General features: G+C 43.0%; 7 protein-coding genes and 4 pseudogenes. All 11 read right to left on the minus strand.

Annotated features, from left to right (window positions below):
• Positions 1–195: 195 nt before the first annotated feature.
• Positions 196–1086 (minus strand): DMT family transporter, encoded by an 891-nt coding sequence (locus SSCH_RS08110; RefSeq protein ID WP_198142295.1) that lies wholly within the window; start codon positions 1084–1086, stop codon positions 196–198.
• 532 nt (positions 1087–1618) lie between these two features.
• Positions 1619–3091: an aldehyde dehydrogenase family protein gene (locus tag SSCH_RS08120; RefSeq protein ID WP_044665026.1), complete on the minus strand. Its 1473-nt coding sequence runs from the start codon at positions 3089–3091 to the stop codon at positions 1619–1621.
• 962 nt (positions 3092–4053) lie between these two features.
• Positions 4054–5481 (minus strand): annotated as a pseudogene (locus SSCH_RS20190) (trimethylamine methyltransferase family protein).
• A gap of 153 nt (positions 5482–5634) precedes the next feature.
• A pseudogene (gene mttB / locus SSCH_RS20195) lies at positions 5635–7056 on the minus strand ([trimethylamine--corrinoid protein] Co-methyltransferase).
• 188 nt (positions 7057–7244) lie between these two features.
• Entirely contained in the window at positions 7245–7877 is a 633-nt protein-coding gene (locus SSCH_RS08140; protein WP_232294306.1) for a corrinoid protein, read from the minus strand.
• Positions 7878–7936: 59 nt separating this feature from the next.
• Positions 7937–9328 (minus strand): annotated as a pseudogene (gene mtbB, locus SSCH_RS08150) ([dimethylamine--corrinoid protein] Co-methyltransferase).
• Positions 9329–9422: 94 nt separating this feature from the next.
• A pseudogene (locus SSCH_RS21400) lies at positions 9423–10830 on the minus strand (APC family permease).
• Between the two features lie 409 nt (positions 10831–11239).
• Positions 11240–12694 (minus strand): cytosine permease, encoded by a 1455-nt coding sequence (locus tag SSCH_RS08160; RefSeq protein ID WP_044665030.1) that lies wholly within the window; start codon positions 12692–12694, stop codon positions 11240–11242.
• A gap of 467 nt (positions 12695–13161) precedes the next feature.
• A complete protein-coding gene (locus tag SSCH_RS08165) occupies positions 13162–14331 on the minus strand; it encodes an iron-containing alcohol dehydrogenase (protein WP_044665031.1) in 1170 nt (389 codons plus the stop codon).
• A 265-nt stretch (positions 14332–14596) separates the two neighbouring features.
• Positions 14597–16348: a nitrilase-related carbon-nitrogen hydrolase gene (locus SSCH_RS08170; RefSeq protein WP_044665032.1), complete on the minus strand. Its 1752-nt coding sequence runs from the start codon at positions 16346–16348 to the stop codon at positions 14597–14599.
• 41 nt (positions 16349–16389) lie between these two features.
• Positions 16390–17058 carry a cytosine permease gene (locus SSCH_RS08175; protein WP_044665033.1) on the minus strand — a complete coding sequence of 223 codons (669 nt, stop codon included), beginning with the start codon at positions 17056–17058 and terminating at the stop codon, positions 16390–16392.
• Positions 17059–17365: the final 307 nt, after the last annotated feature.

The raw sequence follows: 17365 nt of genomic DNA on the forward strand, positions 1-17365 counted from the left end.
TTCTGATGTTCGGTGCTTATGTTATAGTTAATTGCTTATTTATGACTATTTTAAACAGAGATTTATGATAATCAAAAATTCATTTACCCTTGTGTAAATAAGTCACTGACAACTAATATTTGGGCTTATATCTGTCACTTTCGAGTCAGATGTTGCATCATCATCTGCATCGGGCTGTCTTTTAGATTGTCACTACTAAAACAGCATCCAATAAGAATCACCAGGCCACCCAGCAGCTGAAGGGTTGTCATTTTCTGTGACAGCAGAAGTGCGGAAAAAACCAACAGCAGTCACCGGTTCAGCTGTGCATAATACAGAAGCAGTTGTGGAACCCACCAGCTTCATACCTGCCATAAAGGTGAATAGTGCAACAGATGTGAAAATTCCTGTGGCAACACAGGCCAGCCATGCCACCGTCGACATCTGATAGTTCAAGGTACCTGTTGCACTACCAAGCAAGAAAAGAGGGGCTGCAGTAAGTATACAAATGAAAGCAGATGCAGCAATAGGTTCCAGCTTTTTCATAGCTCCGTTACTAGTCATCACAAAACCAGACAAAGCCAAGGCGGCAGCCAGTCCCATGAAAATACCGATTGTACATATCTTACCCCAGGAAACCCCAACCACCATGACTAGACCAATCAATGCTAAGGCAACTCCAGCGATACCTGAAAGCTTAAGCCGCTCCTTATTAAAAACAAAACCCCAAACTGCCACCCAGAGGATATAAGTATAAAAAAGAACTGCAGCCAAGCCTGCTGATATACTCTTAACAGCAGACATGTATAGGTATGCCGCCACAGCCTGTGAGGTGCCCGCGGCCAACAGCAATACCACCGGTATTTTGCCAAGCATACTAAAAATGTTGCGCTTATAGATGGTAATATACAGTAGATATACCGCAGACGCGACAACATAGCGCAAAAAGACATACTCAGAAACAGTTGCCCCTCCCTGGTAGGCATACACGGCCAATACCGGCGTAAAACCATAACAAATACCAGATAAAATGACAAGTAAAACTCCAACAATATAGCGGTTCAAAACACTCCTGCTCCTCCCAAGGGTTTCCCCTTGAAATTTCACAAGTAACAACCAGTTAAACCTTTGCTATAAACAATAGAGTTAATAAAACTTCTTCAAATTGTTTTTTATCACCAAGGCGAACTTTTAAGTATATTAATAATTTAATCAAGTTCATAGTTCCGATTTACTTAACCACGTCCCATAGGGATATTTTTACCTATGTTTCAATGAGAAACCAAGCCCTAAATTTACGAATTTGAAATTTAGGGCTTTCTGTCAACTCACAGGTTTAATTTATGCAGGAGTTCAGGTTGTTAAAGCATTTGCTGGGCTACAATAGAGGATTGTCCCCCTTAGAGCCTACCATTCCTGGCTTTATCCACACATTGTGTCCCTTGCCATTCATGAAAATATTACCCTCGTTTTCTTCCAACAGCATGATGTAGTCTGAATTGGTAAAATGTCCACCCTGATCAATGGTGATAATCTCTGGCTTTTGGTAGCTTAGAGCACGCTTTAGCCAGTTCAGGACAAAGGATTTATTCAATGTACTGGATAGCTCGTAACCTACAATATATTGGCAAAGTAGCGATCAATAGAAATCATAAGGCTCCTCAGTGGTGTTGATCAATATGTTTTTACATTGTGTGTAGTGATCGAGAATCTGCTTGTGGACTTCTCTGCCGTAGCCGGAATCCTTATAGCCGCCGAAAGCGGAGCCCGCGGGGGAGATGCCGTATTCGTTGACCCAGATCGTTCCACCTTGTAGGGCTTTGGCCACGCGCAGGGCCTTATTGATATCTTGGGTCCAGACGCCGCCGGCCAAGCCGTAGCAGGAATCGTTAGCCATGGCAATGACGTCGTCTTCGTCCTTGAACTTCAGCACGACCAGCACCGGCCCGAAGATCTCCTCCTGAGCGACGCGCATCTTGTTGTCCACATCGGCCAAAATCGTCGGCGCAATAAAAAAGCCCTTGTCGTATCCGTTCCCTGTCAGACGTTTTCCACCCGCCACCAACCTGGCGCCTTCCTTAACGCCGATATCGATGTATTCAAGGATTTTCTTCATTTGGCTCTCGTCGATAACCGGCCCCATTTGTGTTTCCGGGTCAAGGCCGTTGCCAACCTTGACGGCATTGAATCTTGCGGCCAGCTCGGTGAGGAACTTATCGTAAATTTCCTCCTGGATGAAAAGACGCGAGCCGGCGCAACAGATCTGGCCGCTGTTGAAGAGGATGTTGCTTTGAGCAGCAATCATTGCCCTTTCCCATTGGCAATCGGCAAAAATTATATGCGCCGACTTTCCACCCAACTCTAAGGTGGAGGGGATGATGTTCTGGCCGGCATTGGCACCGATCTGCCTGCCAACCTCTGTCGAGCCCGTAAAGGCGATCTTACGGATACCTTTATGCTTGCTGAGGGCGGTGCCGCAGACACTCCCGCTGCCGGTAACGATATTCAAGACACCGGACGGTAGGATATCGCCGATCAGCTTTGCTAATTCCAGAATGGATATAGAGGTGTTGCTGGCAGGTTTAAAAACGATGCAATTGCCGGCAGCCAGGGCGGGCGCCAGCTTCCAGCAGCCCATACAGATAGGATAATTCCAGGGGACGATCTGGCCCACAACGCCCAGGGGCTCGCGTCGCAGGATCGAAAAGGATGCGTCGTCATGCTCGACAAAAAGCCCTTCGTCCGAGCGGATGCAGGAGGCAAAATAACGGAATTCGTCGACCGCGTCCCACATATCCCACCGTGATTCTTCAATGGGCTTACCATTGTCAAGGGTTTCGATCTCAGCCAGATACTCGATGTTTGCTTCGATGACATTGGAAATCTTCCAAAGGATCTCAGAGCGTTCTCGCGTTGAGGTCTTGCCCCAAGCCGGAAAGGCCTCCCAGGCTGCTGCAACGGCTTTGTCAACGTCAGTTACATCTCCATAGGCGATGGCAGCTAATTTTTCACCTGTGGCCGGGTTGATCGAGTCAAATGTTTTCCCGCTTGCCGCCCCTACAAATTCACCGTTAATATACATGCCGTAGGTTTCTTGTAACTTGATTGTCATAGTTTATCCTCCTTGTTTTTTGCTGTCTTTACTTCTGTAATATAAATTTGTATATTTTCCCAAAGACAATATAACCACCAGATTTGATAATATCCATTATATAGAATACATTTTTTTATTTAATTTCTTCTCAGTACACCACCAACAATTTTGTTTTGCTCAAATGGCATTTTACGGCCCCGTAAAGGAAGACTACTCAAATGGATAATTCGTATCAACTGATGCAATTAAATCAGTATTATATCAAACTTGATTAAAAACATATGGAACCCTACGTTTATCACCCCCTCTTATTATTGAAGACAACGCCGGAACCGTAAGTTTTAGGTACTTATCCACTCAAGTTAACATTCCTAAACTTGTTTCGAAAACGACTAATACTAAAGCCTAGTTAATAAATTCCCAACTCATTTATCTTGTTTGGTAATGACCGTCCCTAGCTATAGAAGTTATTATCATGCAGTTCTGTTGGTGCGAAAAAAGAAGGACTTCGATACTGCATAAATTCATTATGCAAGTACAATGCCAATAGAAGACCTATGTCAGTTGGCGCTGTGAAGACAACATTTTGTAATAATTTCAATAACTGAAAGAGCTGCCCTATAAGTCTATAAACTTAACATTAAGTCATTTATGTCAATAAAACCTTGATCTGCTTCGAGCCCCCTTTTTCAAGCTCAAAGTTGACAGCCCAATCTAGTAAATTGTGCTTATTAAGGAAGTACCCCCACAAAGGAACCCGTTACATCGTTTTCTGCAACCCAAAAAAAGCGGAATATGATCGGTTTGGCTCTTAAAACCGTTGATGCAACAAGATTTTTTATGCTAGGTATCAAATTTGAGTTTCAATTTAAGCACACAATAGCAAAATATTATCTCCTGTTTAATAAGACCTCACTAGCATAGGGAAAGCCGATGAGGTCTTTTATGAAAGTTTAGATACGTAAATTTTAGACTATCAGTTAATTAGTAGACTCTTTTAGTGCTTTTTTCAATATCTCGTCGATCTCCGCGTCTGCCTCAGGTTCTATTGGTACAACTTCATGTATAGCAAGCAGTTCTTTAGCTCTTTGTCTTGCTTTATCTTCTACCTTCATCTTATTAATAGCCCAGTTATCGTAGGTTGACCTATCGCCGATGGGAGGTATCCAGAGTGCCCCGGCACGCAGGTGTTTGCGTGTGTGCTTATGCCCTAAGAAAGCCTCCTTGGTTTCGACTATCTCTTCAATAACATCTAGTGCTAGTGTGTCTTCAGATACTTCACTTCCCTCAATTGTCCTCATGATTACAGAGGAGAGCTCATCATCCATCACCAGCATGGCATAGCAAGAAATAAGACAGTTGTCCAGTGAACCGGTTGCTGCAAGGATGTCTGTCCCGATCAGTGCAGGCAGGAGTGCATTATAGAGGTGTTCGTAACCGCTCTGCATATCAGCCACTTTAGATGCACCGGAGTAACCTGTAACTGTTGACGGAATTTTGTAATACTACCTGGCCAGTTGAGCAGAAGCTGCAGCAGCTAATCCCTGCTCAGGCATCGCCCAGAGCCCAAGACCTGTCTTCATATCCATAAATGTAACCCTTGGAGACATGACTACAGGTGCCCCAGGTTTCAACATCTGGCTGGCAATAACACTGGAAAGGATTTCAGCATTATGCTGCGCAACACAACCGGCTAAGGTTATCGGTCCTGTAGCTCCCATCATAGGGCATGGCACAATACCTAATGGCAGTCCCGCCTCTACAATATCTATCAAAGCCTCTGCAGGATGGAACCCGCTGTTCAGCGGGCTTATTGTTGATACTTCTATATAAGCAAGTGGTCTCTCCCTTAAAGCATCCATACCACCGGCAACCGCAGCAAGCACTTCAATAATATAGGGGAGTTCATGTGATGATTCAGCACAAATGCGCTGTGGTTTAGAGCTGTTTCTCAGTGTGGCAGCTGTTTCGGCTGTAACAATTATTTCCTGCGGAACATCTCTTGGGAATACCGGTGAAATAAGATGGGTGTTCTCTAAAGCATCAGACAGCTTAGCAAAGTCCTCCAGGTCTTTAAGGGAAGCATCACGTTTTTCTTCTGTTTCCAGATCAATCACAGATGGTGCGCCTACACAAGTCTGTGCATACCCCTTCTGCTTGCCCATTTCAATAACAAGGTCACAGCCATTCCGGCCGTAAATATTAAAGGCAGATGGAACAGTTTTCAAACCCTTATCTATTACATCTTCAGTAAATAGTATTCTTTCACCTTTTTCTTTACAACCGTTATCAAGGAATAATCCTCTTAACCTATCAGATGAAGTACTGATCCCAATCCTTTTCAGTATCTCTACACTTGCTTCATGCATCTGTATTAATTCACCATCAGAAAAATAATCGTATCTCATTTCAACTTCAACCCCTTATCTTTCTTTTTTTTATGCCAACTAATACACCAAACCGGTCAGAGCTTCGACATATTTGACGATTCACAGTCTCCTTGATGTGATAAAGTGGGGGAATTAGCTGGTGCTGACAGCTAATTCCCCGTCCCTGAATCACTATTTCTTAATCCCGTACTCCTCTTCAGCTTCCTCTATAATTGCCCTAATTTGTTCAGGTACACCATCCGGTAAGGGGTCTGGTTTATGGTTTTCTAGTATGTATATAGCCTCTTCGTAAGCTCTTTCAGCAAAGTCTTTTCCTCCACGTTCCAGCCATGCATCACGCATTCTGCGATCAATTAACTTAGGTTGGGACTGCTCTGTTTTCATGTGTTTAAAGGTATGCTCATGGGTTATGAACTCACCAGCGGCACCTACCTGTCTGATGACGTCCACAGCCAATGTCGCATCATTAACAACTACCCCTTCAACTGCCTTTTTGATCATTTTTGCCATATCGTTATCCATAACTAACTGGGCATAGTCAAAGGTAATTCCGAGCTCAAGCATCCCCAGGCCGTATATAAGATTGGCTCCCGCTAAGGCTGGCAGTAGCCCAGTGATAGTCTTCTCATGTGCTGCCTGAGCATCAGGAAGCTTACTGTCAGCCTATCCACCCGCTACCCAACTGGGAAGCAGATAATATTGTGCAAGTCCTGCTACAGCAGCGTTAATTACACCTAGTTCTGGCGAACCAACAGGAGCAGTAGAGTATTTTAAGTCAAAGCGAGTTGTAGAACTTCCATATAACACCGGGGACCCTTTTTTAGTTAACTGGCTTAAAACAATACCACTCAAAACCTCGGCATTATGAGTTACCAGCGTTCCTGCTACAGTAACGGGCGAAGACCCCCCCGCCATAGCCATAGACAGAATATTGACGCAAATATCCTCTCTGGCACACTCAATAATGACATCACAGCAATCCTGTATTAACTGCAAAGGACTAGTCGGGCAAACCAGAGAACTGTAAATCGGCCTTTCTCTCAGCTTATCCCTGCCGCCAACTATAGCAGAGGCAATTTCGACCATTTTTTTGAGGTTTCTACCTGTACCTGACCCAGCAAAACAGTGCTTTGATGTATTAGCGAAAAATTCCTCAGCCTCATGGAGGACAGCTACCTCCGGATGCACATCCCGGGCTGAAACCGCCCTTTCATGAACATCTATTTGATCAAGAGCATCACACACCAATGCTGTTTTACCAACATCAGCTTTAGTGGTTTCTCTATACTCTTTGGTATAAGGATCATTAACCATAATTCCTTCACCAAAGTTTGTAAAACCTACTCTTTTCCCGTCCACAACAAAGTCATGTTTAGGATTTCTTCCTGCTAAAAGAACAGTGCTCGGTGCACTGCGGATCGCATCCTCTACTACATACCCAGGAAATTTAACCACATTAGTTTTCGGATTAACGTCACATCCTCCATCACCGTATATTTCCTGAGCCTCTTTACTCTCTACTTTTATACCTGTTTGCTGAAGAACTTCCAGTGTAGCACAGTGCATATCAAACAGTTCTTCCTCTGTAAACATCTTTAGGCCAAACCCCGAGCACCTGTTAACACCGGCTTTCAGGTTTCTAGTAGTCAATTATTACCACCTCCGAAATATTGTAAAACTGATCCTGGAACAGCTCAAATTACATAGAGAACATACCCCCAGTTAATTTATATTCCCAATCATACGATCCACTATATACTTACAATAGATTTCAAACTTGCTTAACCTCTACCAAGCAAATATAATGCTTTGGTAACTGCTTCCGCGGCATCCTCTCCAAAAGCATCGGCTCCTATTTTATCTGCCCAGCGCTGCGTACAAGGTGCTCCACCTACCATGGTCTTAAACCGCTCTCTGAGCCCTTTTTTCCTAAGTTCATCCTCTAATTTCTTCTGCCCTTCCAGTGTAGTAGAAAGCAATGCGCTAGTACCGATGATGTCAGCTTCAACATCTACCGCTGTTTCTATAATTTTATTTGTCGGCACATCCCGCCCAAGGTCAATTACTTCAATTCCCTGAGTTCTAAGGAGAGATATAACTATTCCTTTCCCGATGTCGTGAACATCACCTTCAACTGTTGCAATGACCATCTTACCCTTTTTTTCGGCGGAATCTCTGGAAATAACAGCATCAAAAACTTCCCCAACCTTCTTCATGATCTCAGCACTAAGGATTAACTGGGGTAAAAACACTTCACCTCTTCCAAACAAGTCCCCCACCTGTCTAATCCCAACGCTGAATCCCTCTGCAAGAATATCAACCGGATCAAATCCTTCAGCTATAGCTTCTTCTGCTACCTCCAAGGCTGCCTTTTCGTCGCAATTCAATATAGAATCTACTGCAGAAACCAACACTTCATCCCTGGTCAAAGTTGTTCCCCCTTCCTCTTCTTAGTTACTAGGCTGCGCTACTCCTACAGCCCTGCCCTCTTAATAAAATTTGATACCGACTTGATTTCGATGTCCAGCAATTTGGCAATGCGGAACTTGGCTTCAATTCCTTTTGCGAATCCATCAAGATGATGAACAATCCCAATATCCAGCTCTTCCCTCAGTTCTCTTACTACAGCTTCATCAACTAAATCCAACACCGGAACTCCCAGTTTATCGGCTACATACTCCTTCGCCTCTTTAATTTTCATGCCCTTGGACATCTGCATACGAGCCACCAGATCTCCAGTGGTTCGCATTCCGCCCATGCCAGAGGCCAGCGCGTGAGTGATAGCCATACCCATCGGGTCACCAACACCCAGCTACAATCCATCCGCTTTCCCTATTTCCACCAAAGCCTTTGAAGCCCTTGAGACAACATCCGGCGGTGGCGTATCAAAGACTGGTATAGCTCCAACTCCCATACCCACATTTACATGCACCGGGATAATGGCTGCCTCTGTGCAGGCTTTTACAAAAGTAACAGCACGGGCAATATTCCATGGAAACGATTTACTGCTATTAGTGTTAACAACTGCACCAAATATTGTCACCCCAGCCTTTTCAGCTACTTTGACTTGATCATGAGGGTATAACCCAGCCAAACGAACATCATCAAAATATAACTCGCCGTGCATTCCCAAAACAAATTCACCTGACATACCCATTTCTATGGGTAACTCAGGGTATTTTTCTTTTAATGCCCTTATTGCTCTCAATGTCGCAAGAAAATCCGCATCCCCTGATGCACCGGTTGTATCAAAGTTAATACCGTCCGCCCCAGCCTCATAAAGATTACTTCCTACATAGACCATGTCTTTTTCTGCATGTGTTACGGCATCTTCTTGGGCCGCCTGGGCTTCAGCTATTTTCCCCAGCGGTAAAAGTTCTGACCAGTTAGGGACAGGTCCATCTGGTTGCGTATAGAGACCCACATTCGGCATGGCCCCATAAAAAAGTGGAATAATAGTTGCTAACTGCGCCTGTTCCATATCGTACATTTCTTCATGCACAATCGGTTTGATGGCCTTATAGCTATAGTCAATGTGAGCTAATTCCATGGTATCTGATCCTAGAGCCCGTTCATGAATGTGAATAGATTGTGATCTATGAACAGGAACTCCAATGCGTACCATTTTCAAAGTGCCGGCATCAAACGTAACAATAACTTCGTTGCCCCGATCAACACTTACTATTTTTTCGGGTCTTGTACAGATATCAAACAGGTTATCTAGTTCCTCCTGGGTAAGGGAGGGTATTTTACCTCGATCTGCCGCATCGTTGGCTCCCTCCTCAAGCTCATGTCTCACCTCCTCTTTACTGAGCCAGACTGCGGATCCATCACCCATTCGTGTAAATACTTTTTCCAACCACATTCCCTCCTTTTTTGTCACAGTAATATAAACACACCTATGCAGTTCCTCTCATTCAGTTGCTTACCGCGGCTGATGCAGTTCTTAACACGTAAATTTAAGTACACTTGCCTTGCACAGCATCTGATATTTCCTGACCCCGGTGTCTTTTATTCTGAAACAGCATCAAGAAGCATCCCAATGCCACCCAGCCAAGAACGATAAGCCATTCTAACGGCCAATCAAGTGCCGCAGGGCTTGTAGGAATAATTAAAAGCAGGAGAACCGTTGCGCTTGCTAAAATGGCAAACCATATACCAACAAGGCCACCAGGAACTTTATAAGGCCGCTTCAAATTGGATTCTGAAAAGCGCAGTTTCATAGTCGCACAGGCTACCAATAAACATGCGGTTATTAAAGCAAGAGAAACTACGTTGGTTAAAGGAATAAGAAGATTTTTGCCAAAGAATGGTCCTGCAATAGTCAGCACTCCCATCAAAATTGTTCCATACAATGGAGTTCTATAAGTTGGATGCAGTTTACTAAGAGCTGACGGCAACTGCCCTTTCCTTGACATTCCAACCATGATACGAGTACTGGCAATGAAAAATGCGTTAAGGGTGCTGATAATCCCGCACATCGCCGCAAATAACATGAACTTGCCGAAGAAACCCAATCCTATCAGATTTAACGAGTTAAACGCCGGAAAAGGAATTTTAATAAACTCACACCATGGAAGCAAAGTTCCATATGCCATAATCACGATGATATAGAAAATCCCTGAAGAGAGAAGGGCTAGGCCAATAATAGCCCCAAACTTCTTGTAGTTTATTCCCTCTTCAGCTTCTTCAGCTTGCTGTGGGATGGTTTCAAATCCTGAGATAGAAAAAAGGCGTCATTACTAACACTTGCAAAAACCCAAGGAAAAATGTGGAGCTCGACTCTGACGCATGGAAAACCGGCAGTATATTTGAAGGACTGCCCTTAAAAAGAGAGATAATGAAGATAGTAAGCATACCTAAGAGAAGAATTTTCGTCATACCGCTTTGCAGCCAGGCCGCTTGCTCTACACCACGATAATTCATGTAAATAATATAGCCGGAGACAGCTACTGCAATGAGTAAAGTAGGCAAGTATACGGTTGCCCCCATTATAGTATAGAGCGGGATACTTTTTAGAGCCGGAATAAACTCTCCGATCAATGAAGCGATAGCAATGCTCTCCCATGGGCAGAGGATTGCGTTCCCCAAAATTAGAAACCAGCTCGCTATATATGACACACGAAACCCAAAAGCCCTGTCAATAAATTCAACTGTTCCCCCGGAAATAGGGATAGCAGCTGATAACTCACCAAAGGCAGCTCCTACTGGGAAAAGTATCAGTGCTCCAACTGCGAAAGCTAACAGAGCTGCAATAGGGCCTCCACCAATCTCCATCCAATCTCCCACTAAAATTATCCAACCCGTCCCAATGATTGCTCCAAAACCCATGGAAAAGTAGTGCCATAATCCCAGCGATTTTTTCATCCCTGAGGCTGTTGCCTCTTGCGCTTTACCAGTCACTTAATTATTACCCCCTATTGATCTCCATCTACACAAATACTGCGTTTTCAACATCAAAGCACCAATCTTGGTGCCTCAAGTCTCCCAATCACCACGAACATAAGGATACGCTTTGTCTTGGTAACCAATAATGCAAAATCCATGCCATATCTATTTAACATAGATAAATAGATATCTTAACCTGTTGGTTCTTGAACAAATACGATAATATTTACAGGATGTCTGCCTTCCCGTAATATTTCTATTAAATCATTGCTGCATTATTTTGTTCGTTAGTGATTTATTTATCGGATTAGAAACATCCGTAATTGATCAAAAACCCCCTCTTTCCTTAGAGAGGGGGTTTTTGATCAATTTATACTTATGCTTAAACTCAAACTTCTAATTCCAATTCAGGATTAACAACCTGCTGCTCTTCATCTCTTTCCAGTTTTAAGTACTTTCTTACAGCCGGTATTTTACTTGCGACATAATAAGTTAACATAGCTACTGCTGCAGAAAGTAAAGCTGCAGTTGTATAATTAAAAATAGGTAACCTTGCTACCGCATTAACTGGATCGTACACCAGAAAGTATACGGCGATCCCTATAATCAGGGATGTCACGCCTACAAGATTAAAACCTCTGGTATACACAAAACTATTATCTCCATCGACTCTATAGAGAGACTTCATACTAATTTTACTTTTACGAACAATAAAATAATCCATAACTATTAGACCTACACCTGGAGCGGCTGTAACACCCATCAAAGCCAAAAATACCGGGTAATATGTCCATGCCCCACCCCAGATCGTTAATATGCAACACCATATACCCCAAATAGCTGCCACCTTCAAATAAGAGATTTCTGGCTTAATTATTTTTGTACTAAGGCATAGGGTATATGTCCCTGCAGCTGCTGTGGAAATATTGGCTACTCCGATGAGAAAAAGAGCGATCAATCCCAGCTTAGCACCACCTAAAGCAATTAACCAGTCTGTGGGGTCACTACTTAGAATTCCTGATTGGGACATAATCAAGCCAGTGATCGCACCAATACAAATAAATAGCGCCATTACGATTCCAAATCCAGCAATAGTTCCCCAATAGCCTTCCCTCTCGGTCTTAACCAACCTCGGTAAAGCACCTAATGACGGGAACCAAGCGAATACAAAAGCTATATTCCACTCGGCAATCATCATAAAGGTTTCTCTGGGAGTGTTATATAGCCCTGCGTTAATGGGTTTCATTGCTAAAAGTTCTGGCCAAGAATATTGGGTAAAAACCATTATAACAATAACCAATCCGACTAAAAACAAACTAGGAACCATAATCCAGGTCGCAATACGTACGGCGATGGGACCCTTTATTGCGATATAGAAGCCACCAGCAACACAAAGCAAAGATAGCAACGTAACTACACTAGGTGACACATTGACTCCAAAAGCAGCAAGCAGCTTTGACATAGAAGATCCGAACACCTGGGCATTAATGGAATACCAACCCCAGGCAGCGGTAAATAACACAATCAGAAATATATTGACTCCAATATGCCCGTAAACTGCTCTTTGGTAGACCCAGAGATCTGTTCCAAGTCTTGTAGCAACCAAAGCAGCCGCAACAACAAATAATGCAGCCAACGTTATGCTAAAGAACGTATTTAATATAACCGATTTAATTCCTAGAAGAGTCGCGCAATAACCTCCTTGAACATAACACCATGTTGCTATAGCAAAACCAGAGGTAATCAAAAAAATATCCCAAAAGCTGTAGATCTTATCTTTTCTCATGAGTGGGATTATGCCAAAATAAACGTCATTATCCACTTGGTCCATTTGATTACTCATATATTATCACCCCTCCTTAATTAATGATTTTACACAGATGCAATTCCGATAATTAATCCGATTATCGATACTATTGAAACACAAGCTATACATATATAATCCGTCTTATTTAGTGGAGGGCCCGAATAATATGAAGGGTCATCCATGATTCTACATCTTTCTGCAATTTCTTTTTCCAACATCAATCGCTTATCATTTTTTTCAGCTATGATAATCACCCCCTCATATAAATCTCAAACACTTTAAAAAGACAACAACAAAACCGTAGTTTTTTAGGTGCTTATCCTCTTATGTTATTAACATTCCCAAACTGGTTTCCGAAAACGACTGACATTAAGGCCTAGTTAACTAATTCCTAACTCATTTAGCTTCTCCGATAACATTTTTTCATAGTCTTGATCGGCAGTTACATACGCCAAACCCTCACGTTGTAGTGCTAAAGCTGCGACAGCATGTTACTAGCTAGACTAACCCGCGTAAGCGTTAGTCAGAACTTCCATAAAGCCTTCCTTAGTCATTTTCCTGGGATTGTCCGGTGTCCCCAAGTTTTTCATAGCTATATCGCAAATCGTTTCGAAATCTTTCTCTTTTACTCCGACTGACTTTAAATCTGGTATATTTACAAGCTTTGATAATTTTTTCACAGCTATTACCGACTTATTGGCAGCTTCAAAAACATCCAGCCCGGCAATATCTTGACCCATCGCCTTCGCAATATCGGCAAACTTTTCCGGCTTAGCAAGGGTATTATGCTCCATGACATGTGGTAAGAAAATCGAGTTTGCAATGCCATGAGGAATGTCATATAATCCTCCAATAGCTTCCGCCATTGAGTGAACTGCAGCTGTGTCGGCATTAGAAAATGCTATCCCAGCAAGAAGACTTCCAAGCATTAGATAGTCTCTTGCTTCCACATTATCTCCATTAGCATAGGCAGGGACCAGGTATTTGGAGATATAATTAATAGCATATAACGCATACATATCACTAATTGGGTTAGCTGGTAGTGAAGTATAGGCTTCAATGGCGTGTGTCAAAGCATCCATCCCTGTTGAAGCTGTCAGTAAAGGAGGTAAACCCAGGGTCACCAAGGGATCAACTAGCGCTACAGTAGGACAGATTAAAGCACTACCGATAGCATCCTTTACATGAACAGCGCCCTGCGTATTGGTTATAACTGCCCAGATAGTAACCTCACTTCCCGTCCCGGCAGTTGTAGGGATAGTGATTAATGGAAGCCCCTGTTTCTTTGGTACATTCCAACCAAAATAATCATGGACTCTACCGGGGTTAGTCACCAACATGGATATTGCTTTGGCAGTATCCATAGGGCTGCCACCACCTATAGCGACTATCGCATCTGCTCCTACTTCCTTTGCAAATTGTGCTCCTTCCTCACAATTAACATCTCGTGGGTTTGCCATTATATTATGGAAAACGCTAACTTGGAAACCACTATCTTCGAGTTTATTTTTGAACGGTTCAATTAAGCCTACTTCAATTAATCCCTTATCAGTCACAATGAGGGGCTTTTTTACTTCCAACTCATTAATTTCATCAACAAGATTTTCCGCAACACCTCTTCCATAAACAATTCTAGTAGGAACAAAGAAATTAAAATTATTAATTACGTTCATCTATAACCATCCTTTCTTTCTAGTATGTGTGTGTTGAAAGTTATTATATTTTCCATAACCTCAGCTATTACCATCTGAAAAAACATTGACACCGAAACTAAATCATACATTTCAAAATAATTACCTCAAAATATTTCACCCCATTTCATTTAATATGGAAGTTATTCATGAACTTCTAAACGAGTCCCCACAATGGCGAACTATTTACTTGACGCAAGAAACTCCTACCTCTTTGTTAGAGATTGGAGTTTCTCAGTAGCCATTATTATTCTATTTTCTCAACCACCAAAGAATCATAATGCGAAGGAACTCTCATGCGTACATTCTCTTTAACTCTTACCAGTTTATCGGGATAAATCCCGTTTTGGCTACTAGTATCAATAGGATAAAAGATTATCCCCTCATCACAGATTATCACCTTTTCTTGCCTTGGCCAGTCGGTAGGACCGAAAATACCACTGTATCCCATGCCTCCGCTATCTATTTGATTGGCAAAAGCAATAACTGTATTGGTTTCAACAGCACGAGTTCTCCACAGGTGCCAGTGAACAGGGTCATCCCCTACAAAAGTTACTGCTGATGACAGAGGAACTCCTGTTGATTTGAGCGCTGCTGGTTTTGGTTCATGCATTGCAGCAGGTACTGCAATAATATCCACACCGCAGATAGCCAAACACATGGTTGATTCCGGAAAGACACAGTCATCACCGGAAAGCAAACCGATCCTGCCCAGAGGCAAGTCCACCCACTTGAAGCCCTTATCACCAGCAGTCGCCCAGAGTTTGTCCACCCCATTAAGATGTGCCTTCCGGTATTTTCCCGCGAGACCATCTCCGTTAATTAAAAAAACTGCATTATACAGTTTGTCACCACCTTCTTCAACTAACCCCAGCACCAGGTAAATCCCATACTTTTCTGCCAAATCAGCACATTTATCAATTAAAACCTCAGACGGAATCAAATCAGCTACCCACTTCGCTTCATCAAGAGAAGATACCCGGCCGGAAACAGCAAACTCGGGCAGCACAAGTACCTTAACATCATTCTGACACGCCGTTTTTGCCGCCGATTCTATCTTAACCAGGTTTTTTTCAATAGCGAAAGGCTCAGGGTAAAACTGAAATGCCCCAATTTGTGATGCCTTCCCTTCGGGAAGAGGTTTCATATTGTACAACCTATGTACAGAAAAAGGATTATTGAGATAGATGTTTAAATTAAGGTTTTTGTATAAACTTGGTCGGCGTTCTTGCATCCAATCCACGCCTGATACTAATTTTTTTTGCTTTGTTAAATCCAGATCAACCTGAGCATATACGACTCCATCCCCGGAATCAAGATAACCGATGTTGCTGCCATCCGGGGCAATAACACCGGACCCGCCGGCAAACCGCACGCCCCGTTCACAATCGCAGCGGTTGGTAGAAACCACATATACTACATTTTCCCAGGCACGGGTATACCAGGATGGGGCAGGGCATTTTTCTTCATTCCAGTTTGACAGATTACAGAGTATTTCCGTACCTTGCAAGGCCAACATCCTGGCCGGCTCAAAATAATAATAATCCATACAGATTAAACAGCCTATCTTCCCAATCTCTGTATCAAAAACCGGATACCCCAAATCACCTTCTTTTGCCCAAACAGTATCAGAAACATATAGATGTGTTTTCCTATATTTACCTACCAGTCCACAGGGACCTATTAAAACGGCTGTATTGTAATAGTTATTTGTAACAGGATCAACCTCTGCTATCCCGACAACTAGATAGCAACCATACTCCCTGGCAATTTCACCGAAAATATCCGTCGTCCTGCCGGGGACCTGTTCCACATATCCCTGTATCTCATGGCGGTCAAGGAAGCAGTAACCAGTCGTAGCCATTTCAGGAAGCACAATCAATTTCGCTCCCTTTTCCGCTGCATCCATGGCCATTTGGTACAATTTATTAATATTATTTGCTTTTTCTTTTAACTCCGGAGAAAATTGAACTGCAGCCACTGTAAATTGTCGCAACATAAACCACCTCTCCATTTAATGCATCTTTACACACTAAACAGCTAGTCATTCATACATTCCTGTTGCGAATCACGGGTCGAGACGCCTTCCGGTACAGCCACTAATGTTTCATCTAAGTCTTTTCTTATGTACCGCCTAATAGGTTCAAACTGGCTGAGCAACCAATATGTACCTGCGCTAACCGCCATCGCTAGACCGGTAGCAGTAGTAAAGAGGAAAACATTGCTTCGAGGTACAGCATTTATTGGATCATAAACGAGAAAGTAACAAATGATACCAGCAGCAAAAGCAATGCAGACAGCAATATTAAATCCACCAGTATAGTTATAGGCACTGGATTTTTTTCTTGAGTAGAGAGACGCCATAGAAAATCTCTGTTTGCGGATAATATAGAAGTCAACAAGAAGCAAGGCTACACCTGGGCCACAAATGGCACCCACTACTGAAAGGAAAGTGCTGTAATAATTCCAGATGCCGCCCCAGAATACCAAGATCAAACACCAAGCCGACCAGAATATGGCAACATTTCTATAACTCCAATCAGGTTTTAAAACTTTGGTACTGACAGTAAAACTATAAAGGGCTACAGCTTGGGTAGTAATATTAGCGATCCCAATGAAAATAAGGGAAAGCAATCCTAAAGCAGGACCACCTAGGGTAATTAACCATTCAGTGGGGTCCACACTTTCCACTCCTGTAGCAGCTACCATTGTGTTGCCTCTCACTCAATTTGACGCTGCAATTCTCACCGCCAATAACGGAAGAATTATAGCGACAGTCTGCCATAAAGTTGAGAATTCAGGTGCCAATCAAAGTCTAGCTAGATAATGCCAGTCAGTGTGCATAGTGTGGATAATGTAGAGATCCCCCAGCACCCAAACCAAACCTGTCATGGATACTGAGAGGATCCTTACCCTTTAATTACCTTACCCCGCTGTCGCACGCTGCCTTTCCATATCAGCAAGAATACGCCCGATACTCTTTACGTCCTCAACCACATCCACTGCCCCTTTGCTG

Source organism: Syntrophaceticus schinkii (assembly GCF_000946815.1).
Taxonomy (GTDB): Bacteria; Bacillota; DSM-12270; order Thermacetogeniales; family Thermacetogeniaceae; genus Syntrophaceticus; species Syntrophaceticus schinkii.